This is a genomic window from Streptomyces sp. sk2.1, assembly GCF_008120935.1.
In the GTDB taxonomy this organism is placed as follows: domain Bacteria; phylum Actinomycetota; class Actinomycetes; order Streptomycetales; family Streptomycetaceae; genus Streptomyces.
In genome coordinates, this window is record NZ_RDBO01000016.1 from 1 (window position 1) to 24,293 (window position 24,293).

22 protein-coding genes and 5 pseudogenes are annotated in these 24,293 nt (G+C 71.4%); 16 read left to right on the forward strand and 11 right to left on the reverse strand.

What is annotated here, in order from left to right:
- Positions 1-1,105: CdaR family transcriptional regulator (locus EAO76_RS02860; RefSeq protein ID WP_148832991.1), on the forward strand; the 1,105-nt coding region annotated here is incomplete at its 5' end.
- A 1,186-nt stretch (positions 1,106-2,291) separates the two neighbouring features.
- Positions 2,292-2,897, forward strand: a complete 606-nt coding sequence (locus EAO76_RS02875; RefSeq protein WP_148832993.1) for a dihydrofolate reductase family protein — start codon at positions 2,292-2,294, stop codon at positions 2,895-2,897.
- Between the two features lie 286 nt (positions 2,898-3,183).
- On the opposite strand, the gene EAO76_RS02880 is transcribed toward EAO76_RS02875, so the two are convergent.
- Together EAO76_RS02880 and EAO76_RS02885 are read right to left on the reverse strand one after the other, a co-directional pair.
- On the reverse strand, positions 3,184-3,492 hold the full coding sequence (locus EAO76_RS02880; protein ID WP_262375249.1) for a helix-turn-helix domain-containing protein: 309 nt from the start codon (positions 3,490-3,492) through the stop codon (positions 3,184-3,186).
- 143 nt (positions 3,493-3,635) lie between these two features.
- Positions 3,636-4,064, reverse strand: coding sequence for a hypothetical protein (locus EAO76_RS02885; protein WP_148832995.1), 429 nt, complete (start codon positions 4,062-4,064; stop codon positions 3,636-3,638).
- A 302-nt stretch (positions 4,065-4,366) separates the two neighbouring features.
- Here EAO76_RS02885 and EAO76_RS02890 point away from each other — a divergent pair, with 302 nt between their 5' ends.
- Positions 4,367-4,639, forward strand: a complete 273-nt coding sequence (locus EAO76_RS02890; protein ID WP_148832997.1) for a DUF6225 family protein — start codon at positions 4,367-4,369, stop codon at positions 4,637-4,639.
- 433 nt (positions 4,640-5,072) lie between these two features.
- Here EAO76_RS02890 and EAO76_RS02895 read toward each other — a convergent pair whose 3' ends face one another.
- Together EAO76_RS02895 and EAO76_RS02900 are read right to left on the reverse strand one after the other, a co-directional pair.
- Complete coding sequence (locus tag EAO76_RS02895) at positions 5,073-5,876, reverse strand: phosphatidate cytidylyltransferase (RefSeq protein WP_187438443.1); 804 nt, start codon at positions 5,874-5,876, stop codon at positions 5,073-5,075.
- Positions 5,873-7,636, reverse strand: a complete 1,764-nt coding sequence (locus EAO76_RS02900) for a histidinol-phosphate transaminase (protein ID WP_148832999.1) — start codon at positions 7,634-7,636, stop codon at positions 5,873-5,875. The genes EAO76_RS02895 and EAO76_RS02900 overlap by 4 nt, the downstream gene beginning before the upstream one ends.
- Positions 7,637-7,931: 295 nt before the next feature.
- Between EAO76_RS02900 and EAO76_RS02905 the strand changes: the two are divergent.
- Positions 7,932-8,214, forward strand: a pseudogene (locus EAO76_RS02905) (transposase); the annotation flags it as partial.
- A 93-nt stretch (positions 8,215-8,307) separates the two neighbouring features.
- Here EAO76_RS02905 and EAO76_RS02910 read toward each other — a convergent pair.
- Complete coding sequence (locus tag EAO76_RS02910; RefSeq protein ID WP_148833001.1) at positions 8,308-9,237, reverse strand: LysR family transcriptional regulator; 930 nt, start codon at positions 9,235-9,237, stop codon at positions 8,308-8,310.
- A 114-nt stretch (positions 9,238-9,351) separates the two neighbouring features.
- On the opposite strand from EAO76_RS02910, the gene EAO76_RS02915 reads away from it, so the two are divergent.
- Complete coding sequence (locus EAO76_RS02915; RefSeq protein WP_148833142.1) at positions 9,352-9,879, forward strand: DapH/DapD/GlmU-related protein; 528 nt, start codon at positions 9,352-9,354, stop codon at positions 9,877-9,879.
- A 320-nt stretch (positions 9,880-10,199) separates the two neighbouring features.
- On the opposite strand, the gene EAO76_RS02920 is transcribed toward EAO76_RS02915, so the two are convergent.
- Together EAO76_RS02920 and EAO76_RS02925 are read right to left on the reverse strand one after the other, a co-directional pair.
- Complete coding sequence (locus EAO76_RS02920) at positions 10,200-10,862, reverse strand: response regulator transcription factor (protein ID WP_148833003.1); 663 nt, start codon at positions 10,860-10,862, stop codon at positions 10,200-10,202.
- Positions 10,859-11,986, reverse strand: a complete 1,128-nt coding sequence (locus EAO76_RS02925; RefSeq protein ID WP_148833005.1) for a sensor histidine kinase — start codon at positions 11,984-11,986, stop codon at positions 10,859-10,861. The genes EAO76_RS02920 and EAO76_RS02925 overlap by 4 nt, the downstream gene beginning before the upstream one ends.
- Before the next feature lie 227 nt (positions 11,987-12,213).
- On the opposite strand from EAO76_RS02925, the gene EAO76_RS02930 reads away from it, so the two are divergent.
- The 5 genes and pseudogenes from EAO76_RS02930 to EAO76_RS02945 all read left to right on the forward strand — a co-directional run bounded on the left by EAO76_RS02930 (position 12,214) and on the right by EAO76_RS02945 (position 14,369).
- Positions 12,214-12,648 carry a DUF6223 family protein gene (locus EAO76_RS02930; RefSeq protein ID WP_148833007.1) on the forward strand — a complete coding sequence of 145 codons (435 nt, stop codon included), beginning with the start codon at positions 12,214-12,216 and terminating at the stop codon, positions 12,646-12,648.
- 180 nt (positions 12,649-12,828) lie between these two features.
- Complete coding sequence (locus EAO76_RS45815) at positions 12,829-12,963, forward strand: hypothetical protein (protein WP_262375250.1); 135 nt, start codon at positions 12,829-12,831, stop codon at positions 12,961-12,963.
- A 248-nt stretch (positions 12,964-13,211) separates the two neighbouring features.
- Positions 13,212-13,433: pseudogene (locus EAO76_RS02935) on the forward strand (transposase); the annotation flags it as partial.
- Between the two features lie 68 nt (positions 13,434-13,501).
- A complete protein-coding gene (locus EAO76_RS02940) occupies positions 13,502-14,134 on the forward strand; it encodes an isochorismatase family protein (protein WP_148833009.1) in 633 nt (210 codons plus the stop codon).
- A 4-nt stretch (positions 14,135-14,138) separates the two neighbouring features.
- A complete protein-coding gene (locus EAO76_RS02945; protein ID WP_148833011.1) occupies positions 14,139-14,369 on the forward strand; it encodes a phosphopantetheine-binding protein in 231 nt (76 codons plus the stop codon).
- Between the two features lie 86 nt (positions 14,370-14,455).
- Here the strand turns inward: EAO76_RS02945 and EAO76_RS02950 are convergent, their stop codons facing one another.
- From EAO76_RS02950 to EAO76_RS02960, 3 genes and pseudogenes are all read right to left on the reverse strand, one after another.
- On the reverse strand, positions 14,456-14,710 hold the full coding sequence (locus EAO76_RS02950; protein WP_148833013.1) for a twin-arginine translocase TatA/TatE family subunit: 255 nt from the start codon (positions 14,708-14,710) through the stop codon (positions 14,456-14,458).
- Positions 14,710-15,711: a sporulation protein gene (locus EAO76_RS02955; RefSeq protein WP_148833016.1), complete on the reverse strand. Its 1,002-nt coding sequence runs from the start codon at positions 15,709-15,711 to the stop codon at positions 14,710-14,712. The genes EAO76_RS02950 and EAO76_RS02955 overlap by 1 nt, the downstream gene beginning before the upstream one ends.
- Before the next feature lie 376 nt (positions 15,712-16,087).
- Positions 16,088-16,381 (reverse strand): annotated as a pseudogene (locus EAO76_RS02960) (electron transfer flavoprotein subunit alpha/FixB family protein); the annotation flags it as partial.
- Here EAO76_RS02960 and EAO76_RS02965 point away from each other — a divergent pair.
- Positions 16,269-17,339, forward strand: a complete 1,071-nt coding sequence (locus EAO76_RS02965; protein ID WP_148833018.1) for a serine/threonine-protein kinase — start codon at positions 16,269-16,271, stop codon at positions 17,337-17,339. The pseudogene EAO76_RS02960 and the gene EAO76_RS02965 sit on opposite strands and share 113 nt — an antisense overlap.
- 43 nt (positions 17,340-17,382) lie before the next feature.
- Here the strand turns inward: EAO76_RS02965 and EAO76_RS02970 are convergent, their stop codons facing one another.
- Positions 17,383-18,108 (reverse strand): DUF4232 domain-containing protein, encoded by a 726-nt coding sequence (locus EAO76_RS02970; protein ID WP_187438445.1) that lies wholly within the window; start codon positions 18,106-18,108, stop codon positions 17,383-17,385.
- A 715-nt stretch (positions 18,109-18,823) separates the two neighbouring features.
- Here EAO76_RS02970 and EAO76_RS02975 point away from each other — a divergent pair.
- The 5 genes and pseudogenes from EAO76_RS02975 (at position 18,824) to EAO76_RS02995 (ending at position 24,249) form a co-directional block, all read left to right on the forward strand.
- Positions 18,824-20,122 carry a sensor histidine kinase gene (locus tag EAO76_RS02975; protein WP_187438446.1) on the forward strand — a complete coding sequence of 433 codons (1,299 nt, stop codon included), beginning with the start codon at positions 18,824-18,826 and terminating at the stop codon, positions 20,120-20,122.
- 30 nt (positions 20,123-20,152) lie between these two features.
- A complete protein-coding gene (locus EAO76_RS02980) occupies positions 20,153-20,863 on the forward strand; it encodes a response regulator transcription factor (RefSeq protein ID WP_148833024.1) in 711 nt (236 codons plus the stop codon).
- A 341-nt stretch (positions 20,864-21,204) separates the two neighbouring features.
- A pseudogene (locus EAO76_RS02985) lies at positions 21,205-22,045 on the forward strand (helix-turn-helix domain-containing protein).
- A 165-nt stretch (positions 22,046-22,210) separates the two neighbouring features.
- Entirely contained in the window at positions 22,211-23,107 is an 897-nt protein-coding gene (locus tag EAO76_RS02990) for an ABC transporter ATP-binding protein (protein ID WP_148833026.1), read from the forward strand.
- 74 nt (positions 23,108-23,181) lie between these two features.
- Positions 23,182-24,249, forward strand: a pseudogene (locus EAO76_RS02995) (iron-siderophore ABC transporter substrate-binding protein).
- Positions 24,250-24,293 lie beyond the last annotated feature (44 nt).

Sequence of the window (24,293 nt, forward strand, 5' to 3'; positions counted from 1 at the left end):
GGACCGGAGCGGGCGGGTGCTGGCCTTCTCCAGCAGACAGGACGAGGCCGACGGGGCCAGGATCGCGACCGTGCTGGGCCGTCAGGTCCCCGCCGAGAAACTGCGAGCCCTGGAGATGGCCGGAGCCTTCCAGGCCCTCTACCGGAAGGAGGAACCCGTCTACATCGACGGTGTCTCGGACCGGCCCCGGGCCGCGATCGCCGTCCGCGCCGGCGGCGAGATCCTCGGCTCGATCTGGGTCGTCGTCGACGCCCCGCCGAGCGAGGACCGCACCCGGGCACTCCAGGAGGCGGCGAAGGTGGCCGCCCTGCACCTGCTGCGCCGCCGCACCGGCGAGGACGCCGAACGCCGACTGCGCGCGGACCTGCTCGCCACCGTCCTGGAAGGCGGCATGCACGCCCCGCAGGCCGCCGCCCGGCTCGGCCTGGCCGCGCAGCCGGCCTGCGTGCTCGCCCTCACGGTGACCGGCGAGCCGGCCGCGCCCGACCGGGTCGCCGCAGGCCACCGCGCCGCCGAGGCCCTCACCCTGCACCTGGCCGCGATCCACCCCCGCACTGCCACGGCCACCCTCGGGGGCGTCACCTACGCGGTCCTGCCCGCCGGATCGGACGAGCAGGGGCTGCGGGTGGCCGAGGCGTTCCTCGGTCGGGTCGGCGACCGGGTCCCCGCCGTCATCGGCGTCGGCCGGCTCGCCGCCCGCCCGGCCGAACTGCGCCGCTCCCGCACCGACGCGGACCGTGCGCTGCGGGTCCTCGGCTCCGGCCGCACCCGGCGCCGGACCGCCCGGCTGTCGGACGTCTACGCCGCCGCGCTGCTGGAGGAGCTGACGGACCGGATCACCGCCGAGGACGACCTGCCGGACGGCCCGGTCGTACGGCTGCTCGCCCACGACGCCAAGCACAACACGGCCCTCACGGACACCCTGGACGCCTGGCTGAGCACCTTCGGCGACGTCCCCGCCGCCGCGGCCGCCGTGCACGTCCACCCCAACACCTTCCGCTACCGGCTCAAACGGCTGGCCGCGGTCGCGGACATCGACCTCGCCGACCCGGAGGCCCGGTTCGAGGCGATGCTGCAACTGCGCCTGAGACCACCGCACTCCTGATGCCGCTCGCTCCGTCACCGTGGCACTGGGATCGATCCGGGCACCGGGCGGACGGAAGAGATCGACGGGCGAAGCCTCCGGGTGAGAGTAGGTGTGCACATCACCACCGCATATACCGACGTACCCGTTGCGGATCTTCACCTGACCGGGGCCGACTTCTGGTTCCGGCACATCCTCGATCCGCAGATCTTCCTTGCCGTAGAACATTGCTGCCTTCACGGATGCTCCTCATCCCCCGCCATGGCTCACTGAACGGGGCACCCGCAGACAGCGGTGCCCGTCGAGGATCTTTCGCTCCCGACGAATGGCCCACAACCGCCACGTGAGCGGGATCGAGCCTTCGCACACCGCAACACGCGCAGAGGGCGCGCAGGTGCCACTCGCGCACCAGTGTCCTGAGAGGGAATCCGATCCGGGTGGTTGGTGTCTCGGGATGTTCTTGTGGCTGTGGGACGTGGTGAACGCGATCCTCCGCGCCGGCCGCACCGGGATCCCGGGGGAGCACCTGCCGCACGGCTTTCCGCGTGCAGGACCATCGGCCCGCTCCTGCAGCGGACCTGCGCCGAACTCGTTGGCGGGCCGCTGGAGGGCCTGCTGCCGGACCTCCGCGGCTGGCACACCGAAGAAGCCGCCGACGGTGTCGCCCCGGCCACCGAGCTCTCCCGGTGGCCGGGCGGCCGCGCCCTGCACGACCCTCGCCCCGGCGAACCCCGCACACCCGGGCTTGGGGTGAGCTGCTGCTTCCACTGCTCCGGCCCGTCCGGCCGGCGCGAGCCCCACTCGCTCCGGGGCGCGGTCGGGCCGCCCGGCAAACCGTGCGTACGGGGCAGTCAGCCGGGACGACGGCTCGGCGAACGTCCGCCGCCCCACAGATGAAACGCCGGACCGTCAACCGGATCACAAAGCCCTGTTCAGCGAGTGGAAGGTCCTCCAGCCTGCGCCGGTATCGGTCGTGGACTCGGTCCGAGAGGGCGTACGAGGTCTCACGCGAGCCTGTCTCCTCACGATCGAACAACGTGGTAACGCTCCGCGACGACTCCCCAAGATCCGTGCCAGAACCTCTTCGTCATCGACAGAGCCACGTGATGGTTGGCCGAGTCGTTTTCTCGTGGCTCCACAGCGCGACCGATGAGTTTTTGACTTCCGGCCGGTCCAAGCTCGTGACATCCCAGGAAAGGACACCGCCATGTCGGAGCTTCTCGTCGACTTCATCACCTCCCTCGACGGCTACGCGTCGGGAAAGGGGTGGCCCGGGTTCTGGGGCCTCGAGGGCCCGGAGTACCTCGCATGGCTCGGCGAGCAGCCCGGGGCCACCTACCTGATGGGAGCGAACACCTACCGCCTGATGTCGGGCTTCGCCGCAGGCGAGGTCCCGGATGGCCAGGACGAGTTCAGGCCCGAGGAGGAGGCGTCCGTCGACGAGCTCACGCAAGCTTCCAAGGTGGTGTTCTCCTCCTCTCTCCAGCAGCCGCTGACGTGGGCCAACTCCACGCTCGTCCGCGACGACGCCGTCGAGGCGGTCCGCGCCATGAAGTCGAGCGGCTCGGGGCTCCTCAGCACGATCGGCAGCCTCAGCCTGTGCCGGTCCCTGCTGCGAGCCGGACTCGTCGACCGCTTCCGGGTCGTGATGTTCCCGGTGATCACCGGGGCCACGGGTGAAGAACGCATCTACGACGGCTATCCGGACGTTGCCCTGGAGATGATCGAGCACCGCACCTTCGACGGCCGCATCCAGTTGGTCGAGTACAAGCCCCACGTGCTCGAGCACCCGCCGCTCGACGTCCCTGCGTGACGACGCCCCGTCCGCCGGGCCGGACGGCCGGCGGGCCGACGCCGACGGGCCGCCGGGCCGCCGATGTCAGGGCGCCCGGCCCGCCTGGCCCCGAGCCGTCGCAGGTCAGCCCACATACGTCCGGGTCGGTCCTCGACCGTGCGAGCTTGAGCGAGCGGTCGAGCACGGTCGCGGCGGTCGCGGCGGTCGCGGCGGTCGCGGCGGTCGCGGCGGTCGCGGCGGTCGCGGCGGTCGCCATCAGGGTGCGGCGGTCGGCCGACGTCGGCTCGAGCCGTTCCCGCTCGGCTCAGGTGTGCATGGACCCGCCCCGGTCGAAATACAGCTGGGGTTGGGTCATGCGGCCGATCTCGCGTTCGGCCACGTCGTGCAGCCGGTGCGCCACCTCGGTGTGCCGAGCGTCAGGGCCTGCTTTCCGGACGGCGGTTGCCGTGGGGACTTCGGCGGCGCGGTCGAAACCGGGACCGGCCCCGGCGACGAGTTCTGAGACGGTGCTCGGGCTGCGGCCGATCTTCCGGGCGATGTCGCTGCGGCCCATGCCCGCGGCGTGGTGCCGGCGTACCGCTCGCCGGCCGGTTTCGGTGAGGGGTCGGCTCATGGGCGCGTCACCTCCTCACCGCGGGGCCCAGGTCCGGGCATGCAGAACGCCCCGTCGCGGCGAGAGGGCGACGGGGCGTTTGTTTCCGGGCATGCCGGGGCCACCCTGATCGGCTCACAGGCCGATAGCGGTCGGCAATGTCGTCACTTCGGGCAGAGCGTCTTGCGCAGCGCCTCGTTCAGCGCCTTGCCTTGTGCGTCCGTCAACGGTTGGGCGTCGTTCCCGAATCGCTGCGCCGCCGCCCAATCGATCTTGTCGTTCGGCTTCGCGAGCGAGGAGCACTGGTTCCGCCCGGCGTCGATCGCCTTCTGCTCGTCCACGATCAGCCGTTGGTCGACAGCCGCGATCGCGTCCAGGTACGCGTCACGGGCGTCACCAATCGGCGCATCCGGAATGCCCGCGGCCCTCTCGGCATCGCTGCTCTTCCCGCTGTCGTCGGCCGGCGGTTCCTCCGCGGCCGGGGCGGATGCCTCCGGCGCGGGCTTCGTGACGTCCTTCTCGTCGGCCGAGCAGGCGGTCAGGGCGAGCAGCGCGGCGGCGGACGCGGCGAGCAGGACAGCGGTTCTTCTCACGGTGGTACTCCGTACGTAGGTCTGTGCTCTGTGAGACAGGCGAGGCGGCCGGAGGGTTGTGGTGACTCCCCCGCACGACACGCGGGCCGCCCGGTCGACAGCGGGGCACAGCGTGGCATACGGGGGTTACTCACACGCCATACGGCCTGGTCAGGGGCCTGTGTGGTTGTCGTGTGGGGCGAGTTGGTGGGCGATGGTCCACGGCTTTCGCCCAGCCCTCCGTGCCCCCGAACCAGTGCTCTGTCCCAAGGTCACAGCCGTGTCTTCCCTGCCAGGGGCCCCTGCTCCGGCAGCCTGTGCCCATGACCGAAATCTTCGAGCACGCCCCGCAGACCTGGAACGCCGCGCAGCTCCGCGAGGCGCTGAAGGACCTTCCCGACGACTCGCCCATCCACATCGGTGTCGCGGAAGACCCCGGTGACTTCGACGGATACCGCGGGGGTGTTCTCGTGGACGCGCACCGGGTCGAGAACTGGTGGCCGGCCACCGCCACCGAACCGGAGCGCACCGAGACCGAGAAGGCGCTGACCCTGTTCGTCGACTGGGAACCGGGCGCGTACGACCGCCTCGACTGAACGAGACGCGCCCCAAGAAGACCCCACGACAACGCGCCGGCAGAACCACACCCCGGGGCTGCGCCGGCTCCTCCGGGCGTTCGAGGCCACGGATCCGGATCCGGGCCTCACTGCGCCCGGTTGTCCAGGACCGGAAGCGGGCAGGGGTCTTCGGGACTTCGGCCCCATGGCACGGAGGCGGTGACAGCACCGTCCAACGTGCCGGACCGGGCGGGCAGGGCGGCGAGGCGGGTCGGCGCTGCGATGGTTCCAGCGGTCTCGGGCCTTCTCGGGAATCTCGGGCCTTTTCTCGGGAATGGTGTCGTCCATGACGGCCTCGGGTTCCTGGGCGTCCGGGCCGGTGGCGGTCTTGATGCGGTCGATCACGAGGGCCGCGGCGTCGCAGAAGCTGAGCCGACGCCGCCTGCCGCGTACGAAGCCACCGCTTCGTGGCTCACCCCAGCACCAACAGCACCGCCAGAGCGACGAGGAGGGAGTCGATCCGGTCGAGGATGCCGCCGGAGCCGGGCAGCCAACGACCGGCGTCCTTGGCGTGGGCGCCCCGCTTGACCATCGACTCCAGCAGGTCCCCGAGCGGGCCGCCGACGGCCACGGCCACCGCCGTCTGCCACGTCAGGGAGGACAGCACGGCCAGCGTGAGGAGACCGGCCGCGGCCCCGGCCAGTGTGCCGCTCCACCGCTTGGCGGGCGACAGGGGGGAGAGCCGGGGGCCGCCGAGACGGCGACCCGCCGCGTACGCGACGATGTCGGCGATCGACACGGCCACGAACAGGACGAGGCCGAGGGCGCCGGACGATACGAGGCCGGCCAGGGCGCCCAGCCACACGAACCCCAGCAGGCCCGCCCCCAGGCGGTGGAGTCCGTGCTCCGCGTCACCCGAGAACAACGGCACCCCGGCGATCGCAAGCGCCCCGGCCGCCGCCACCCGGAGCACCTCCCCGGGGGCCAGCCAGGCGGTCAGGACGAGTCCGACGATCGCCGCGCCCAGCACCGCCCGGTCCACCGGCCCCAGCCGGAGCAGCCCGCCGAACTCCGCCACCGCGACCACACCGACCACGGCCGCGAGCACCGCGATGCCCGGTGGGCCGAGCCAGAACGCGGCGGTCACCAGGGGCACTCCGAGCGCCCACACACACCAGCGGACCAGCAGCTCACGGCGCCGGGTCGCCGCCACCGCGACGCCTCCGACCGCCAGTGCCCCACCGAGGTACGGCACGAGACCGGCGACCGTCGTCACCGGGAGCCTCGCCCCGGTGCGCCCGGCATCACCGCGACCGGCGTACGCAACACGTCCAGGGTGCTCCGGCACGCCGCCACGATCCGTGCGTTCTCCGCCGTGTCGCGGACGGCGATCCGGACGGTCCGCCCCTCGTACGCCGGGGACATCGGCGACAGGTCGCGCAGGAACACGTCGTGCCGTCGGCACTCGCGCACCAGCCGCGCCGCACTCGGTCCGTCCGGCGGCAGGGTCACCGTGAGGAAGTTCGCCACCCCCTCGTCGACCGAGGAGAACCCGTCCAACTCCCGGAGACCGTTCGCCAGTTCCCGGCGCAGCACATGGGTGCGGGCCCAGCGCCCCGCGTAGTACGCGGGGTCGCGCAGCGCCGTCACGGCAGCCAGCTGGGCCGGCAGGCTCACGGGCCACGGCGGCGTCCAGCGCCGCAGCTCCCCGGCCGTCTCCGGACCGGCCACCAGGTACGCGGCCCGCATCCCCGACAGCGCGTACATCTTCGACAGCGAGGTGCAGACCACGACCCGGGCGTCGAGCGAGGCGAGCCCGGCGAGCGAGTCCGTCGGATCGACGTACCCCAGGTATGCCTCGTCGATCCACCACCGGGTCCGCACGGGCGAGGCCTCGATGACCGCGCGCAGCGCGTCGGCCGGGGCGTGGCGGCCGGTCGGGTTGTTCGGGTTGACCACGACCACGAGGTCGTACCGTCCGTCGCCGGTCGCGGTGGCGAGCCGGGCCGGGTCGAGCAGCCAGCCGTCCTCCCGGCGCAGCTGGAGCCGGTCGACCCGGCAGCCGATCACCCGCTCGGTGACATGGGCGTACTCCCCATAGCCCGGATCGAGCAGGAGCACCCTGCTCTGCGGTGTCAGCCACCGGCCGAACGCGCGGAAGATCAGATCGGACGAGCCCGCCCCGACGACCAGCGACTCCACCGGCAGGCCGCGGACCCCGGCGATCTCCGCAAGCAGTCCCTCCGCGCCCGTCGGCGGCGAGGTCCGGGCCGCCCACCCCGGATCCTCCGCGAGGATCGCCCGGACCCCTGGGGACGGCGGGAACCAGGCGTCCAGCACATCCGCCGCGACCACCTCGTGCCGACGGGCCAGGGTACGGAAGTCGGTGCCGATCGCCGAGAAGAACGCCCCGCCGTGCTCACAGCCGTCCGCACGCGGCGCGAAGGGCACGTCGAGCTGCCAGTCGAGGCCCGTCCGCAGCCGTTCCAGGATTCGGCCGTGGCGCTCCGCGACCGTCCTCGTCAGCTCGGCCACGGAGCCGCTGAGGATCTCGAACGAGACCGCGCCCGAGCGGACCGTGCGCCCCACCGGCCGCAGACCGGTGGCGAGGTACATGTCGAGCAGCTCCGTACGACCCATCGCCACCACCCGGCGGCCGCCCCGCGCCGCGACCCAGCGCAGCGCCGCGTACATGAGGAGTGGCGCCGCCGCGGTGGACCGCCAGTGCTCCTCGACGGTCAGGACGCGGATCTCGAACGGCGCCTCCTCGGTCAGGACCGGCAGCTCCTCGCGCGTCAGGTACTTGTCGAGGGAGTAGCGGCCGACCCATGGCGGAGTGAGGCTGACGAAGCCGATCCGCGTCTTGCCGCGCGCGGCCACGAGATAGACGTTGTCGCCGTCGAGTCCGTCGCTCAGCCTTCCCGACGGATCCACCGGATGCTGGCCGAGCTCCTCCGCGTACACGCGGTGGCGCAGTTCGTGGATCCAGTCGTGATCCCGAGGCGTGGCGGTGCGCAACTGCAGGGCGTGGTTCATGCGTATGTCCCTCTGAGACGGTCCGACGTTCGCGCCCCAGCATGGAGGGGGCCGGCAGCCAGCACCTGAGTACGTGTACTCAGCGGGACAGTGGAGGAGTTGGAAGCGGTCCAGGTAAGGGCCGAGTCCATGGGCAGGCACCGAACCACCGGCGTCGACCGGGCCCCGGCAAAGACGTTCGGCCTCGCCGGCTTCCAACTCCGCGGGAAACCAGTCCTGTTGTCGTGAAGGACGGTGGTGGCGTCACAGAAGTTGTGCCAGAACCCCATGTGGTGAGTTGCTCGTTGGGCTGTCCATGGGGCGGGATACGTGGAGTTGGGTTGTTCCGGAGGGGCCGTGGGAGATCGCGAAGCCGTTGATCCCGCCGTCGAGGGTGCGGCCGCAGGGCGGCGGGACGCAGGACACGCCTGATGAGACCCTGTTCGCGACGATCGTCCACGTGCTGGTGAGCGGCTGTGCCCGGCGGGCTCTGCCGCCGTGTTTCGGGGTCCCGAAGTCCACCGGGCATCGCCGGTTTGCCATCCGGTCCAGAGCCGGAGTCCAGGGCCAGGCCGCACGAGGCCGTCATCGACCGCATCGCCGCCTTCTGCCGCTGCCGCGTCCGCTGCTGCTGCAAACGACTCGTCAAACTCACCACGTAGGAAACCGTCCGAGTCGAAGCGTTCGGCCGGTCAGCGGTCTGTCCAGTTCGGTGCCCACACGTCGTCCGGGGTGCGCAGCCCTGAGGTGCGCAGATGGTCGCGCAGCGCGGTCAGCACGGGGTGCTGGTCTCCGGTGCGGGACAGCAGCATGTGTGTGTACACCGGAGTCGGTTCGCGCAACGGGATGCGCCGCAGGTCGTGGGCCCGGGGCCACACATACCGGTCCCCACTGCCGACGAGGGTGGCCGGCGAGGCCGATTCGGCCAGCGCGTCCATCAGGGCCTCGTCACCGAAGTTGGGGCCGAGTGCGTCGATGCTCAGGCCGAAGTCCTCGGACAGTGCCCGATAGAACGCCGCCCACTCCGTGCCGGGCCTGATCCCGGGGATCCAGATGCGGTGGTCGGCCAGGTCCGCAGGCCTGACCCAGGGCGCGTCCGCCAACGGGTGACCGGGTCCGACCAGGAGCTCCAGAGGTCCGTCCAGGAGTCGTTCGGCACTGATCCCGGCCGGGACCTGGCCTGTCGGCAGAGCACGGAAGGACACGTCGACAGTCCCATCGACCACCGCCTGGGCGGCTTGGGCGGCATTTTTCTTGCTCAGTGTGACGACGTCGAGGTTCGTCTCGGGGTGGGAGCGGTAGAACCGGTAGACGGCCTGGGCAGGAGCGATGCGCCGGTTGAGGACGTCGACGCGCAAGGGCCGGCTGCCGGGGCGCACGGCCTGCTCGGCCTGCTCGACAGCAGTCAGGACCTTCTTGGCGTGCGGCAGGAAGACCTGCCCGTGCGGGCTCATCCGGGAGCCGCGGGAGGTGCGTACCAGGAGAGTGACCTCGAGGTGCTTCTCCAGGGTCGCGATCCGTTTGGAGACTGCCTGCTGGCTGATCCCGAGCTCGTCCGCCGCTGCCTGGAACTGGCCGGCCTCGGCGACGGTCACAAACGTCCGCATCGCTTCAACATCCACACTCCCACCCTAATTTCACAACGATTGGTTGTCGCTGGTCGGCCCCGAGGTTGTTTGATCGTGGGTTCTTCAGGGTGGTGGGATCAGCGCATGTCCACTCGCACAGATCAGATCATGTATGTCCAGAAGCCCGAGTTCGCGCGTCATGCGGAGCGGATCGTGGAGGTGACCGACGCGACGTCTCGACTGAACGCGCTTCCGTTCAGCGACAGTGAAGGTCGCGCGGAACTGCTTTCTGTTGTGTTCGGTGGCCCGCTGCCGGAGTCGGTGACGATCTACCCGCCGTTCTTCACCGAGCACGGGCTGAACACGACGTTCGGGGAGAACGTCTTCGTCAACCAGGGATGCACCTTCATGGACAAGGGAGGCATCCGTATCGGCAACGGCGTCATGATCGCCCCGAAGGTCAGCCTCATCACCGGAGGTCATCCACTGCCCCTGGCCGACCGCCGCGAGTACCTCTCCTTCGCCCCGATCGTCATCGAGGACGACGTCTGGATCGGAACGGCTGCCATGATCACGCAGGGGGTGACCATCGGCGGCGGTGCGGTGGTCGCTGCCGGTGCGGTGGTCACTCGTGATGTTCCTGCCGGCACCGTGGTCGCGGGAGTGCCCGCCCGGGTGATCAAGACGATCGACTGAGCCCGGCCGGGATGCCGACCGGGTGCGCGATACCTCTGCGGCCCGGTCCTGACGCCTCGTCACACCCGGCCGACTGGCCGGCAGTGGGACCGCATCCGACCTCTGCTGCCCTCCAGTACCGGCCGCCGCGGCAGGCCGCGGGCTCGCGTTCGACGGACACGCCTCACTTCGCGTCAACTTCCCTGCGGCTGGGGCGAGTCCCACGTCATCGACGCAGACGCCGTGGAAGCCGGATCCTGTGGTGATGCGCTGGTTCAACCAGCGCCCTCACTTTCTGACCGACGACTGCGGAGCTGGGCGGTGGTCGTGGCCCGTGGGTGTCAGGAGTTGCGCGGGGTGACCAGGCCGGATTCGTAGGCGAGGACCACGAGTTGGGCGCGATCACGGGCGTGGAGCTTGGCCATGGCCCGGTTGATGTGGGTTTTCGCGGTCAGGGGGCTGATCACCATGCGGTCGGCGATCTGGTCGTTGGACAGGCCCCGCGCGACCAGGGCGACGGCCTCGCGTTCGCGGCCGGTCAACTCTTCCAGCCCGGCCTCGGCACCGGTGTCGAGCGGCTGGGAGATGTACCTGTCGATCAGCTTGCGGGTGATCGAGGGGGCGAGCAGGGCGTCACCGCGTGCGGCCACACGGACGGCGTGCAGGAGGTCGTCCGGGACGATGTCCTTGACGAGGAATCCGGCTGCGCCGGCGCGCAGCGCGTCGAAGACGTATTCGTCCATGCCGTAGTTGGTCAGGATGACGACGCGCACCCGGGCCAGGGCTGGGTCCGCGGCGATGCGCCGGGTTGCCTCGATGCCGTCGACCACCGGCATCTGGATGTCGATGAGCGCGATGTCGGGCAGGTGTTCCCTGGCGAGCTCCAGGCCCTCCTCGCCGTCGGCGGCCTCGGCCACCACCTCGATGTCGTCCTCGAGGTCGAGGAGTGCGCGGAATCCGCTGCGGATGAGTGGCTGGTCGTCGACCAGCAGGACGCGGATCACGACGTGTGTTCCACGGGGAGTTCGGCCCGGACGGTGAAGCCGCCCTCGCCGCGCGGTTCGGCGCGCAGCAGGCCGCCGAGGGCGGTGACGCGTTCGCGCATGCCGAGCAGCCCGACGCCGGGCACCGGGGCAGTGTCCGGCGTGGCCTTGCCGTCGTCGTCGATGCGCAGCGCGAGGGCGTCGGGCCGGTAGTCGATCCGGACCGATGCCGTGGTGGCGGCGGAGTGCCGGACGATGTTGGTCAGCGACTCCTGAACGATCCGATAGGCGGTCCGGCCCACCGCGGCCGGCACGTCGTGCCGCTGCCCCTCGATCGTCAGCGTCGCTTCCAGACCGGTCCTGCCGGCCCGCTCCACCAGTTCCGGTACGTCGGCGAGCCCGCGTGGCGGGGTCGTGTCGTCGTCGCGCAGCGCCTCCAGGGTCGCGCGCAGCTCCCGGCTCGCCTCGCGTCCGGCCTCCTGGATCGCCAGCAGCGCTTCCGGCACCTTCTCGCCGCGTCTGCGGGCCACGTGGACGGCGACTTCGGACTGCACCTTGATGATGGAGATCTGGTGGGTGAGCGAATCGTGCAGCTCCCGCGCGATGTGCAGTCGCTCCTCGTCGGCGCGGCGCCGCGCGGTCTCCTCCCGGGTGCGCTCGGCTTCCTTCGCCCGCTGCTCCGCCTGCCGCAACGCTTCCCCCGCGGCAAAGGCGGCGATGAGCCAGGCGATCTCCAGGGTGCCGCGGGCCCGCACCAACGCCTCGCCCACGGGCCCGTCGCGGACGACCAGGGCCGTGAGCTGGAGAGCCACCAGCAGGGTCACGGACGCCGTCGCCGCGAGGGCGCGGTGCCCATCCCGCACCGCGCCGTACACCGCGACCAAGTACGCGACGGCGAGCACGTCGAGCCCGGCTGCCTGGTGCCCCACCGCACACAGCCCGGTGACGGCCAGGACGACGACCGGAGCCCGGCGACGCGCGGCCAGTGCCAGGCCGCCGAGCGCCAGGAGCGCGTAGCCGAGCAGGCCGGGCCCCGTGCCCGTGTGCTCCCCGGACCATCCGGTGCCCAGCATCAGCGCCGCCACGCCCACAGCGATCACCCGGTCCCCGGCCCCGGCCGGGACGGCGAACCGTCGTCTGTCCATGCGCGCACCCTAACCAGATGCCCGCGCGGGCGAGTCCTGCTCGCGGACGAGCGGCCCTCTACCGCGTCCGCAGTACTTGCGCGGTTCCTGCAGCGTCCGAAGCAGCCGCCTGTGCCATCGGCGGCAGTGCAAAGTGCCTCCGTCTGCGGGACGACCGGCGGTGGGCCCGACGGCCAGGATCCGACGACACCCAGCAGCAGGAGCTGCACGAGAAGAAGGAGCACCTCATGTCCGTCCGTTACGTGCTTGCCGTCGGCGCAGGCGCCCTGTTCGGGGGGTTCGGGCTTGCCGCACCGGCGGCCGCGCACGCCTCGGCCCAGCCGATCGCCGTCGATGCCCATGACCTGACCACCGGGCGGCTCGTGGGCACCGTGGCCGCACTGGTGGCGTTGGCCGGCGTGGTCATCGGCGTCCTGGCCCTGGCTCGCTCCGCCGGCCGAATCGGCAACGGCAACGGGAAGAAGGGGGCCCTGGTGTCCCTGGTGGCGGGGCTGATCGGCATCGTCATCGGCGTGGTGAATCTGGCCGTCGCCGACGGCGGTCCCGGCACCGGCAACGGAGTGATCGGTGGCGCCCTGGCCCTGCTGCTGGGGCCGATCGCAGCGGTCCTCGGCCGACTGGCCCGGGTCCGCTCCCGCCGCACCGAACGGCTGACCGGCTGACCGGCTGACCGGCTGACCGCCCCGGCTACGAGCGCGCGTTCGTGTGAGGGAGGGACAAGGACAGGGGCATGAGGAGGCGATGACGGCAACCGGAACTCCCCTGCGGGCGGGACTCCGGCGGGACCGGGTCGCTTCTGTTTCCGGCGCCGCCGCCTGGTTCTCCTGATTTTGATCGTCGGTGTGGTCGTGGTGTCGTTCGTCGGCTTCGGCTTCGGCGCCGCCCCTGACAACGACTTTTCCGGAGGAGACTCGCAGTCGGCCGAGGCACAGCAGCCGATGGAGAAGCACTTTCCCAGGAGCAAGGGGACCGGCTGACCCTCGTGATCGAGGCCGTTCAGGGGGTCGGCGATCCTGCCGCCGGGCGGAAGACCGGGAAGGACATCGTTGATCTCACCGACTCACCTGTGACCGGGCCCGTGACTTCGCCGTACCAGAACAAGAACCTGGTGATCCAGGACCGTCGCATCGCCCGTATGACCATCCCGCCTAGGGCCTGTGTGATGTCGTGATCAATCCTGTGGATCCGGGTCCGTCTGGAGGGCGGATCCGGTAGGAATGCGGTCGTGACGCGTAGGCAACTCACGGATAACCAATGGGAGTTGATCGAGCCGTATCTGCCGATCGGCGAGTACGGTCCGTACCCCGAGCGGCTGAGGGATCAGTTCGAGGGGGTGATCTGGCGGTTCAGGACCAGCGCGCAGTGGCGTGAGATGCCGGCCGAGTTCGGGCCGTGGCCGACCGTCTACGGGCGCTTTCGGGTCTGGCGGAACACTGGTGTGTTCACCCGTCACCACCCCCGAACCGGCCGCTCCCCGGCCGTCCGCCCCCGCACAGGACTGAACGAGACACCCACATGGCCCTGCCCAGGATCACCCCGTACCCCATGCCCGCCGCCGCGGATCTGCCGGCGAACCGGGTCGACTGGAAGGTCGACCCGGCCCGCGCGGTCCTGCTCGTGCACGATCTGCAGAACCACTTCCTCTCCGCCTACGACGTCGAGGCGTCCCCCGTCCCGGAACTCCTGGCGGGCGTGGCCGCCCTGAAGAAGCGCGCGGCACGACTCGGCATCCCCGTCCTCTACACCGCCCAGCCGGGCGGGCAGACCCGGGAGGAACGCGGCCTGCAACAGGACTTCTGGGGCTCCGGCCTGCCGGACGACCCCACGGCCGCGGCGATCGCCGAAGCCGTCGCGCCCGGCCCCGACGACGAGGTCGTGACCAAGTGGAAGTACAGCGGCTTCGCCCGTACCGACCTGGCGGACCGGCTGGCCGCCCTCGGCCGTGACCAGCTCGTCGTCACCGGCGTCTACGCCCACATCGGCGTGCTGATGACCGCCTGCGACGCCTGGATGCGCGACATCCAGGCCTTCGTCGTCGCCGACGCGGTGGCGGACTTCTCGGCCGAGGAACACGCCATGGCCCTGCGCTGGGCCGCCGGCCGGTGCGCCGTCGTCACCACCGCCGGCACCGTCCTGGAAGGGATCTGACCCCGTGGCACTGACCCTGCAGCAGATGCGCGAGGACATCGCCGACATCCTCGGTGAATCCGTCGACGACATCCCCGACGACGAGAACCTCGTCGACTACGGACTCGACTCCATCCGCCTGATGGCCCTGGTCGGCCGCTGGCGGGAGGCGCACGGCATCGACATCGCCGTCGCGGACCTCGCCGAGCGCCCGGCCGTGGAGGCCTGGGCCGAACTCCTGAGGGCCACCGCCTGACACGGCCCCACCCGGGAAGCACCACATCCCCGAACAGCCGTCGGGCCGCTCGCACGAGCGGCCCGACGGCTGTTCGGGGATATGGGTCAGGCGTGTCCCGGGGGCCGGCCCGTGTCCGGCCCCGGGGCCCCGGTGTCCCGGCGGTCGACGGTCTCGCCGCGGATGACGTGGGGCGGCGCGGTCTGCCCGTCGCCGTCCGGGTCGTTCTTCATGGCCCTGGCCTCGGACTTGAGGATGCGGGCCGACTTGCCCGCGGAACGGGCGAGGTCGGGGAGCCGCTTGGCGCCCAGGACGAGTATGACCACGATCAGGATGATCGCGAGTTCGCTGATCCCGAACATCAGTCGTCGCCCTCGTCCTCGTCGTCGCCTTCGAGGAAGTCCCCGACCTCGTCGACGACTTCGGCCGCGACCATGCCGCCGACGACCCCGACCGCGAGCCCGGCGGCGCCCACCGCGACGGCCGTGCCGATGCCCGGTCCGGAACGGTGGCCGTCGTCGTGGGAGTGGTGCCCGTGCCGGGCGGGGTACGGGCCGTCGTGCCCGTACGCGGATTCCGCCGCGTACGCCGACCGGTGCTCGACCAGCTGCCGCAGCCAGCCGTCCACGAGCGCCGTCCAGTCCTGGTGCTCCACCCCGTCGTGCGGGACCGTGAACCGGCTGAGCGCGTCGTGCCCGTCGGAGAAGGGGCCGCCGCGCTTGTCGGCCTCCAGGACCACTTCCATGCCGCCCGGCGAGACGAGGAAGGTCACCTCGATCTCGTTGACCGCGTGCGCGTACTGTGGCGCCGGGGACAGCTCGATCTCCTGGTAGAAGGGGAGCTGCTGACCGGTGCCGCCGATGTGCCCGTACTCCAGGTCGGCGGACTTGAAGCCGAAACCGAGCCGGCCGAACGCCTCCAGGACGGCCTCCTGCACCGGCAGCGGGCGGACGGTGAGCCGGTCCAGGTCGCCCTTGTCCTTGGCCCCGGCCACCGCCAGCTCGGTGCGCACGCCGAGGACGATGCCCAGGTCCTGCCCGTACAGCTCAGTGATCGGGGTCTCCCACGGCAGGGCGACCGTGAACGGAACGCTGCGCTGCTCGCCCTCGGCCAGCCGGAAGCCGCCGCCGACGGTGAGGCGCTCGAAGGCCACGACGCCCTCGCTCTCGCCCTCCTCGTGCTCGGACTCCACCCGCGCGACGAGCTCCAGCGTGATGTGCTCGATGTCGAAGTCGGCGTTGCCGCCCTTGAGACGGACCTGACCGGACAGCGGCCCGCCCGGGGCGACCGCCCCGGGATCGAGGACCGTGTCGACGGTGGGGCCGCCCACGCCGAGCGAGCCGAGCAGTCGTTTGAACACCATGGCGGCGTTCACTCCCTTATGTGCGTACGAGGGGTGCGGGGAGCACGGGCACATCCGGAGGAAGCGCCAGAACTCTACAGACGTGTAGAAGCATAGAGCCGGTGAAGGGGGTGCAGGAGCCGTGCGGGCCCTGCGGGCGGGAAAGTCCGAAAAGGATCGCCCGCGAGGTCCGGGGAGCCGCTTGACGAGCGCGTTTTGCCGTGCTTTTACCGTGCCCCGGTGAGCGTACCGCCCGGCGCCGCGCCGTGGCGCACGCGTCGGGGCGGAGCCCGGTCCGGGTGGTACGCGACCGGCCCCGCCGACGCGGGGGAGCGTCGGCGGGGCCGGTGGACGGATCACCGCGCGCCCCGGTCCCGGGGCGCCGCGGTCCGGGGTGTCAGCCCTTGCGGGTGTTGACTTCCTCGGTGAGCTGGGGGACGACCTGGAAGAGGTCGCCGACCACGCCGTAGTCGACGAGGTCGAAGATCGGGGCCTCGGCGTCCTTGTTGATCGCGACGATCGTCTTGGACGTCTGCATCCCGGCCCGGTGCTGGATCGCGCCCGAGATCCCCGAGGCGATGTACAGCTGCGGCGACACGCTCTTGCCGGTCTGCCCGACCTGGCTGGAATGCGGGTACCAGCCCGCGTCCACCGCCGCCCGCGAGGCACCCACCGCGGCACCCAGCGCGTCGTCGGTACGCATCGGACACCCCCATGTCCTCGCCCCTGTCGACTGGTTCGTCCGCGACGGCGAGGCATGGCTGGTGCTGCCCCTGGTCCGCGGCGGCACGCTCGCCGGACTCCTCGCCGACTACGGCGAGCTGCCGCCCGCCGTGGGCCTGCTCCTGGCCGAACAGCTCCTGGACGCGCTCGCCGCGGTACATGCCGCCGACCTCATACACCGTGACGTCAAACCCTCGAACGTCCTCCTCGCCGCGACCGGGACCGCCCGCCCCCACGCCTGCCTCGGCGACTTCGGCATCGCCCGCGTCCTGCCCCACCTCCGGCTCACCGCTCCCGCCTTCGTCCCGGGCACGCCCGACTACCTCGCCCCCGAGATCCGGGCCGGGGCCGACAGCTCCCCCGCCCAGGACGTCTACGCCGCCGGGCTCGTACTGCGTGCTCTGGGCGCCCCGCCGACGCTGCTCGCCGCCATGACCGCGGAGCGGCCCGAGCACCGGCCCACCGCCGCGGCGGCCCGCGACGCGATCGCCGCCGCCCGCGTCGCCCTCGGGCCCGAGAACTGGCCCCTGGAGTGGCAGGACGAGACCTTCATCGTCCCCGACCAGTTCGGCGACGCGCCCCTTCCCGCCGCCGACCGGTCCCCCCACCGCCGACGCCCATGGGTGGCCCTCGCCGCCGGTGCCGCACTCCTCGCGGGCCTCGCCACGACGGCGGTGCTGGTCGGCGGCGATCCCGGCGGCCCGACCACGCCCGGTGGGAGCAGCCCGTCGGGCGCCCCCACCCGCACCGTTCCTCCCGGCGCCGAGCGCGGCCCCGCCGACCCCGAAGGGCCCACCGCCTTCCACTCCTGCCCCGCGGATCAGGAGTACGGTGTCGCCTTCAGCCCCGAGGGCTACGCCCTGTCGTGCGCGCACGTTCCCGGCACACGACGCTACGAATGGCAGCCGATCACTCCCGAGGACTGACCACGGCCGTTCCTTCCCGGCCCCGTGACCGGGATCGCGGGGATCACTCGGCGAGCGACTGCTTCACGGCCAGGTCCTCGCTGCCGGTCCAGTACGTGACCTCGGGGTCGTCGTCGATGTTCACGAAACCCGTTCCGCCGGGCAGCGGGACGTTCTGCTCGTAGCCCTCCGAGGAGAGGCTGACGCCCATCTTCTTCACCGCGGTCGTCGGCATGCCGGTCCGGAAGAGGCGGACGCCCGCGTACGCCTTCCTGCCCGGCTGTACCAGGAACTCCTCGAGCTGGGACTTCATGACGCTCGCCTGATGGTTCGCGTCCTCGAAGACCACGGCGGGATATCCGCCCAGGACGCACGCCTTGTCACCGGTGTTGGTGGCAGTGAGGAGGATGTGCTGGAGCGAGTCGTGCGGGGAGGTCGACGCGGTGATCGTGAAGCTGTCGTCGGTACACAGGGGGCCGGGAACGCCGTCGCCACCGACATCGCCCTCGCCCTCGCCGCCCTTGCCGCCCGATCCGCCGGAATTCCCGGGTCCGGTGGCCGTCCCCTTCTGCCCGTCGCTGCCGTTGCCGGCGCCGGGCGCGGTGGAGCCGGGTGGGGTGGAGGGAGTCGCGCTCGTGCTTTCTCCGGTGCTCGCGCTCGCGGTGCCGGACGGTGTGGTTCCCGTGCTCCCGGCCCCTGAGTCGGGGCTGCAGGCGGCGGTCGAGAGCAGCGCGGCGACGGCCGCGGCTCCCAGGGCGCAGTTCCTCATGGTCTTGCGTGCGGTACGCATGGTGGTTCCCCCGTATGCGGTTGCGTGATTGCCGTTGCGTGATGCGGCACGCCCTGTCGAGGGCATGCCGGTGGCGACTTCCCCGGTTCGCTTCCGATCGCGGCGCCGGTGGTCCTCCGGACCGTCGTGACCTCAGAAGATACGGACTGCCGCCGGGGCCGGCGTCCCACACGGGGTTGAACCTCCGCGCCAACTCCTGCCGTATCTCCGTGGTGCGCCGGTCCGGTGCCGTCACCCTCCGGTTGACCGCTGCCGCCCCGCGGCATGGTCGGGGTACCGCGCCGGTTGACCTTCGCGGGCCGGACGACTCCGGAAGTCGACGGGACCGGTGAACTGCTGCCGGATGCCCACCGTGTCCGCCTTCTCTATGGTCGGCGTACCGGATGGACGAGGAAGGCGAGAGTATGGCGCCTTGGTCGTACCGCCGGGCCGGCCCGCTCGGCAGGGGGAGGTTCGGCCACGTCGGGCCGCGGCCCGGCGCGTGCCGACCGACGAGGGGGCCCACGACGGTGCGGGCGGCAGGAGCGGCGACGGGGGAACGCTCCTGCCGCCCGTGACCGGGCGGGTACCGGCACCTGCCGATGCCCGCGGTCACCGGCGGCGCCGGTGCCCGTGCCGACGCCGAGTTCAGCGCCTGTCACCAGCGAGGCCGGCGACCACTCTTCGACTCACCCTGAGGAACGAGCAGTTGGGGACCCTCATCTACCATGTCCGGATGCCCGAGCTGCAGGCCCTCCGCCCACGGTCGGCCTCGGTGGCTCTGGCCGTCGGTTTCGCCGTCGCCGGCTGTCTGGTCGGCACCTTCTACCACCCGGAGCCGTGGCGGCCGTTCGGCCCGGGGGCGTACCTGCTCACCCTGCTGATCGCCCTGCCTCTCGCACTCCGGGAGAAGTGGGTGTCCGGCGTGCTCGTGGTCACGGCGGCGGGATTCGCCGGATATCTGCTCCTGGGACACCAACCCTCGCTCAACTTCTGGTGCCCGGCGGTCGCGTTCGTCTCCGTCTGCGCCAGGGAGCGGCGCGGCCGTGTCGTCCGCGGTGCGGTGCTGCTGGCCGCGGTCATCGCTCTCAGCGGGACGTGCGGCCGGCTGCCCTGGCCCGTGACGGTCGTACAGGCGTTGATCGTTCCCGCCGTGGCCGGTGCCGTCGGGCTCACCCAGCGCCGACTCGCCCAGCGCAACGCGGAGTTGCGACGGCTCACCGTCCTGCTCGACGAGCAGCAGCGCCAGGAGGCCCGTCGGGCGGTTCTCGACGAGCGTTTCCGGATCGCGCGCGAGCTCCACGACACGATCTCGCAGCACATGACCATCGTCACCCTGCAGACGGGCCTCGCCCAGTACACCTTCCACTCCGACCCCGCCGCCGCCCACCAGGCGCTCGGCGTCGCAGCCACGGCCGGGCGGGACACCCTGGACGACCTGCGCCGGCTCCTGGTCGTGCTGCGTACGTACGATCTCGGCGGCGCGACGGGCGGACAGGGCCCGTCCGCGCGGGAGGACCCGTCCGCGCCGATCCCCGACGACCTGCTCGCCGACATCGACCGCGTCCCCGCGCTCGCCGAACGTCTGGAGGCGGCCGGCCTGCGCGTCGCCGTGCACTTCTCCGGGGCACGCCGGCCCCTGCATCCAGGCATCGAACTGTGCGCCTACCGCGTCGTCCAGGAGGCGCTCACCAACGTCGTGAAGCACTCCACGGCCGGTGCCGCCGACGTCACCGTCGACTATCTGGACCAGGAACTGCGCGTGACGATTCTGGACGAGGGGGCGCCGGATGCCGCCCCGGGGGCGTTGGCGAACACTCCCGGATCCGGGCACGGCTTGATCGGAATGCGGGAACGGGCGAAGATTTGGCACGGCTCGCTGACCGCCGAAGCACGCCCCGGGGGTGGATTCCAGGTACGCCTCCGCATCCCTCTGGGAGAGGAAGGCGCTTCCCCCGCCCCGGAGAAAGACGCTCTCCGGGGTCGGGCCCAGGTTCAAGATCCGGATCGGGATCGGGACAGCGGCCGACCATGACGTGAGCAACACCCGAGGGCGAGGAGCGCCGTGGCCCGCATCCTGGTGGTGGACGACCAGCACCTCATCCGTGCCGGCATCGTCACACTGCTGCGCACGGTGGACGGGCTGGGCCCGATCATGGAGGCCGCGGACGGCGAGGAGGCCGTCGCCGCGGCCCGCGAACACCGCCCCGATCTCATCCTGATGGACATCTACATGCCCCGTCTCAGCGGCCTCGCCGCCGCCGAGCAGATCCTCGCCCTCGGTCTCGATCCGGCTCCACGGATCGTCGTCCTCACCACCTTCGACGAGGACGAGTTCGTCCACGCCGCCCTGCGCGCCGGCTGCAGTGGCTTCCTGCTGAAGGACATGCCGCCCGAGCAGCTGATCGGCGCCGTCAACGCGACTCTCTCCGCCGACCTCCTGGTCGCTCCGGCCCGCATCCGCCACCTCGTCCAGAAGCACGCCCGGGATCAGCAGCCTCAGCAGGCGGTCCGGCCCGGGGCCGACGCGACGGGCCTGCTCACCGAACGCGAGACCGAGGTGCTCGGCCTGGTCGCCCGGGGCCTGGCGAACGGGGAGATCGCCGAGTGCCTGTGCGTCAGCGATTCCACCGTCAAGACCCACCTCCACCGGCTGATGGCCAAGCTGAACCTCCGCAGCCGCGCCCAAGTGGTGGTGTTCGCCTACGAGTCGGGCATCACGCGAGTCGGGGAAGGTTCCGTGCTGCCGGACGGGCCGGGCGGACCAGGGGTGTGACATCGCCGCACGGCGGTGCCGACCCGGTCATGTGTCGGTCGCCGCGCGGGCATGCGTCGACCGGACATCGGGCCGGGCAACTACCATGTCGCCGATTCGGGCGCCCGGTGGAGTGAGGACCGACCGATACCGCGCCCGATGGATGCGCAGACCTGTCCCCCGAGGACTGCGACGACCACCTTGCCCGCCGTCCGGTCCAGGACCGCCGGCCCCTCGTCAGCCCACGGGTCCGGGCCCTCCCGCCCGCTCACGGCGACCGCCCCGGGCGTACGGCGTCGACGCGGGCCCTGGATACACTCGCCCGCATGGTCGAATCATCCCGTAATGGTGCGAGCTCCGGGATGTGGCGGCGCGAAACGGGCACCGTGGTGCGCCGGGCCACGAAGCTTCCGGGGCGGGCTACGGCGCCCTTCGCCATCCTCGCCGAATCGCAGGTTCCTCCCGTTCCCACGGAGTGGGCGCCGCACTCGCACGATCTGCACGAGCTCGTCTGGGTGCGCGGGGGGACGCTGACGTCCCGGGTGGAGGACCGGGTCTTCACCGTGTCCGAGGGGCACGGGCTGTGGATGCCGGCCGGAGTGGTGCACGGGGGGGCGGACGACGGCGGGTGTGGAGTTCCACGACGCCTTCTTCGCTCCCGACCGCACGCCGTTCGCGTTCGAGGGACCGACGGCGATCACGATGACGCCGGTGTTGGAGTCCTTGCTGACCCATCTGACCCGCACGGATCTCGACGCCGCGGCCAGGGCGCGGGCGGAGTCGGTGGTGTTCGACGTGCTCCAACCGTCGGAGCGCCAGTTCGCGCTGCAGCTGCCCGGCGACGCCCGGATCGATGCGATAGCCGAGGCACTGCTGGACGATCCCTCCGACTGCCGTTCGCTGGACGAGTGGGCGCGCACGCTGGGGATCAGTGACCGCACGATCGCCCGTGCGTTCCGCCATGCGACAGGACTCTCCTTCGCGCAGTGGCGGCAGATGCTGCGCGCCCATCGGGCACTGACACTGCTCTCCGAGGGCCTCGATGTGCAGGCCGTCTCCGAGGAGCTCGGCTACGCGCAGCCCAGTACGTTCATCGCCGCCTTCCGGCGGGTCATGGGAACCACTCCGGGCGCGTTCTTCGCCCCGGCCGACGATGCCCCGGCCGGTGTCCGGAATCCCGTATCGGGTGTCCGGAACTCCTGATTGCCGACAGAGCGAGCGAAAGATAGCCTCCCCTTAGTTAGGTAACCCTTAGTTGTTGCTCGCCGGGTCCGGTCGTACCGGAGACGGGGGAGTTCGCGGCCCGGTCGGCGACGACCGGACGGAGGGTGCCGCAGTCGTTGCCCCTCCAGTCACCCGGATCCACCGATGCTCACAGGCTCTTCCCGGCGCGCCGAACGGCATGCCGTCGCCCCCGCCTCCCCGACGACCACCCTCAACGGCCACGACCTGGTACTGCGGTACGGCAGGACGCCAGTCGTCCACGGCGTCTCGCTGACCCTGGAGCCCGGCCGCGCGACCGCTCTGGTGGGACCGAACGGCAGCGGAAAGTCCACCCTGCTGCGCGCGCTCGCCCGGCTGCACCCGGTGGACGACGGCCGGGTGACGCTCGGCACCCGTGACGGGCACCCCGAGCGCGCGGCGGCCCTGCCCAGCGCACGCCGGTTCGCACGCGAGGTCACCTTGTTCTCCCAGTCGAGACCCGCGCCACAGGGACTGACGGTTTCGGAGGTCGTGGCGTTCGGACGCCACCCGTACCGGCGCGGCTTCACCGGCCTGTCCGCCGATGACCGGAGCGCCATCGAGCACGCCATGGACGTCACCGGCGTGCGGGACATGGCCGACCGGCCGGCCGGGGAACTCTCCGGCGGGGAGATGCAGCGTGTCTGGCTCGCCGCCTGCCTGGCGCAGGACACCGGCGTCGTACTGCTGGACGAGCCGACGAACCACCTGGACCTGCGCTATCAGATCGAGACGCTCGACCTGGTGCGCGACCTCGTCGAGGAGCACGGCGTCGCGGTGGGCATCGTGCTGCACGACCTCGACCACGCCTCCCGCGTCGCGGACACCCTGGTCCTCATGCGGTCCGGCCGCGTGCACGCGGCGGGCCCACCCGTCGACGTCCTCACCGCGGAGAACATCGGCGAGGTCTACGACATCCGCGTCGAGGTCGAAGTGGACCCCCGTACGGGCCGTCTTCGCATCGACCCGCTCGGGCGGCACTCCGCCCGGAGCGGCACATCGGCCGCTCCGACGAATCGCTGAGGGTCGCTCCGGCAGGCTCTGCCCGCCACGGCGCTTGAAATCGCTCCACCGAACCACCCGGAAGAGGAACCCCCATGAACCGTGCCCGTCGCCTGGCGGCAACAGCCGCCACAGGGCTCGCCGTCGTCCTCACCGCAACGGCCTGCGGCACGACCAGTGTTGACAGCACGACGACGGCCGCAGGCGGTGACGCGTCGCCCTCGTCGAAGAGCTGCGCGGACGACACCACCACGACATCGACGAAGCCGGTCTCCATCAAGGACGGCGTCGGCCGTCAAGTGAAGCTCGACAAGCCCGCCGAGCGGATCGCGGTCCTGGAATGGCAGCAGATCGAGGACGCGCTCACCCTGTGCGTGACCCCCGTCGCGGTCTCCGACGCGAAGGGATACAGCACCTGGGTGAGCGCGGAGAAACTGCCCGACGGGGTGAAGGACATCGGTACCCGTGAGGAGCCCGACCTCGACACCCTCTTCGCGACGAAGCCCGACCTCGTCGTCGTGGAGGCGTTCAAGGCCGACGACGAGATCATCAAGAAGCTGGAGAAGCGGGGCGTGCCGGTGCTGGCCACGCTGGGGGCTGATCCGGCCGACCCGATCAAGAACATGCAGAACGTGTTCAGCATGATCGGCGAGGCCACGGGGCGCACCGAGCGGGCCGATCGGGTACTCCAGGAGTTCGACGAGCACCTCGCCGCGGCCAAGAAGCAGGTGACCGCCGCCGGTCTGCCGACCAAGGACTTCCTGTTCTTCGACGGATGGCTCCAGGGGGGCAACCTCACCGTCCGCCCCTACGGCGAGGGCGCCCTGTTCACCGCGATAGGCGAAGAGCTCGGCATGACCCCCGCCTGAACCGACGACGTCGACAAGGCCCACGGGAACGGGGGCGTCGACCCCTCCTACGGCCTTGCGCAGACCGATGTCGAAGGACTCTCCGCCGTGGGGAAGGCCAACCTCTTCCACGCCGACGACGAAGGGGCGGGAGGATACGTCGCGGCGCTGGAGAAGAACCCGATCTGGAAGTCGCTCCCGGCCGTGAAGGAGGGTCGCGCACACGCGTTCCCGGCGCGGGTGTGGGGCGCGGGCGGTCCGCGCTCCTGCGAGCAGGCGATCGACGCGTACGTCGACGTGCTCGACAAGAAGTGAACCCTCGGCAGGAAGTGAACGCTCAGCAAGAGGTGAACCCTCGG

Excerpts from the sequence above, each read along its gene's own strand:
- EAO76_RS02875 (WP_148832993.1), top strand. The coding sequence starts at position 2,292 with ATGTCGGAGCTTCTCGTCGACTTCATCACCTCCCTCGACGGCTACGCG.
- EAO76_RS02880 (WP_262375249.1), bottom strand. The coding sequence starts at position 3,492 with ATGAGCCGACCCCTCACCGAAACCGGCCGGCGAGCGGTACGCCGGCAC.
- EAO76_RS02890 (WP_148832997.1), top strand. The coding sequence starts at position 4,367 with ATGACCGAAATCTTCGAGCACGCCCCGCAGACCTGGAACGCCGCGCAG.
- EAO76_RS02900 (WP_148832999.1), bottom strand. The coding sequence starts at position 7,636 with ATGAACCACGCCCTGCAGTTGCGCACCGCCACGCCTCGGGATCACGAC.
- EAO76_RS02915 (WP_148833142.1), top strand. The coding sequence starts at position 9,352 with ATGTATGTCCAGAAGCCCGAGTTCGCGCGTCATGCGGAGCGGATCGTG.
- EAO76_RS02925 (WP_148833005.1), bottom strand. The coding sequence starts at position 11,986 with ATGGACAGACGACGGTTCGCCGTCCCGGCCGGGGCCGGGGACCGGGTG.
- EAO76_RS02930 (WP_148833007.1), top strand. The coding sequence starts at position 12,214 with ATGTCCGTCCGTTACGTGCTTGCCGTCGGCGCAGGCGCCCTGTTCGGG.
- EAO76_RS02940 (WP_148833009.1), top strand. The coding sequence starts at position 13,502 with ATGGCCCTGCCCAGGATCACCCCGTACCCCATGCCCGCCGCCGCGGAT.
- EAO76_RS02950 (WP_148833013.1), bottom strand. The coding sequence starts at position 14,710 with ATGTTCGGGATCAGCGAACTCGCGATCATCCTGATCGTGGTCATACTC.
- EAO76_RS02955 (WP_148833016.1), bottom strand. The coding sequence starts at position 15,711 with ATGGTGTTCAAACGACTGCTCGGCTCGCTCGGCGTGGGCGGCCCCACC.
- EAO76_RS02965 (WP_148833018.1), top strand. The coding sequence starts at position 16,269 with ATGTACAGCTGCGGCGACACGCTCTTGCCGGTCTGCCCGACCTGGCTG.
- EAO76_RS02970 (WP_187438445.1), bottom strand. The coding sequence starts at position 18,108 with ATGCGTACCGCACGCAAGACCATGAGGAACTGCGCCCTGGGAGCCGCG.
- EAO76_RS02975 (WP_187438446.1), top strand. The coding sequence starts at position 18,824 with ATGCCCGAGCTGCAGGCCCTCCGCCCACGGTCGGCCTCGGTGGCTCTG.
- EAO76_RS02990 (WP_148833026.1), top strand. The coding sequence starts at position 22,211 with ATGCTCACAGGCTCTTCCCGGCGCGCCGAACGGCATGCCGTCGCCCCC.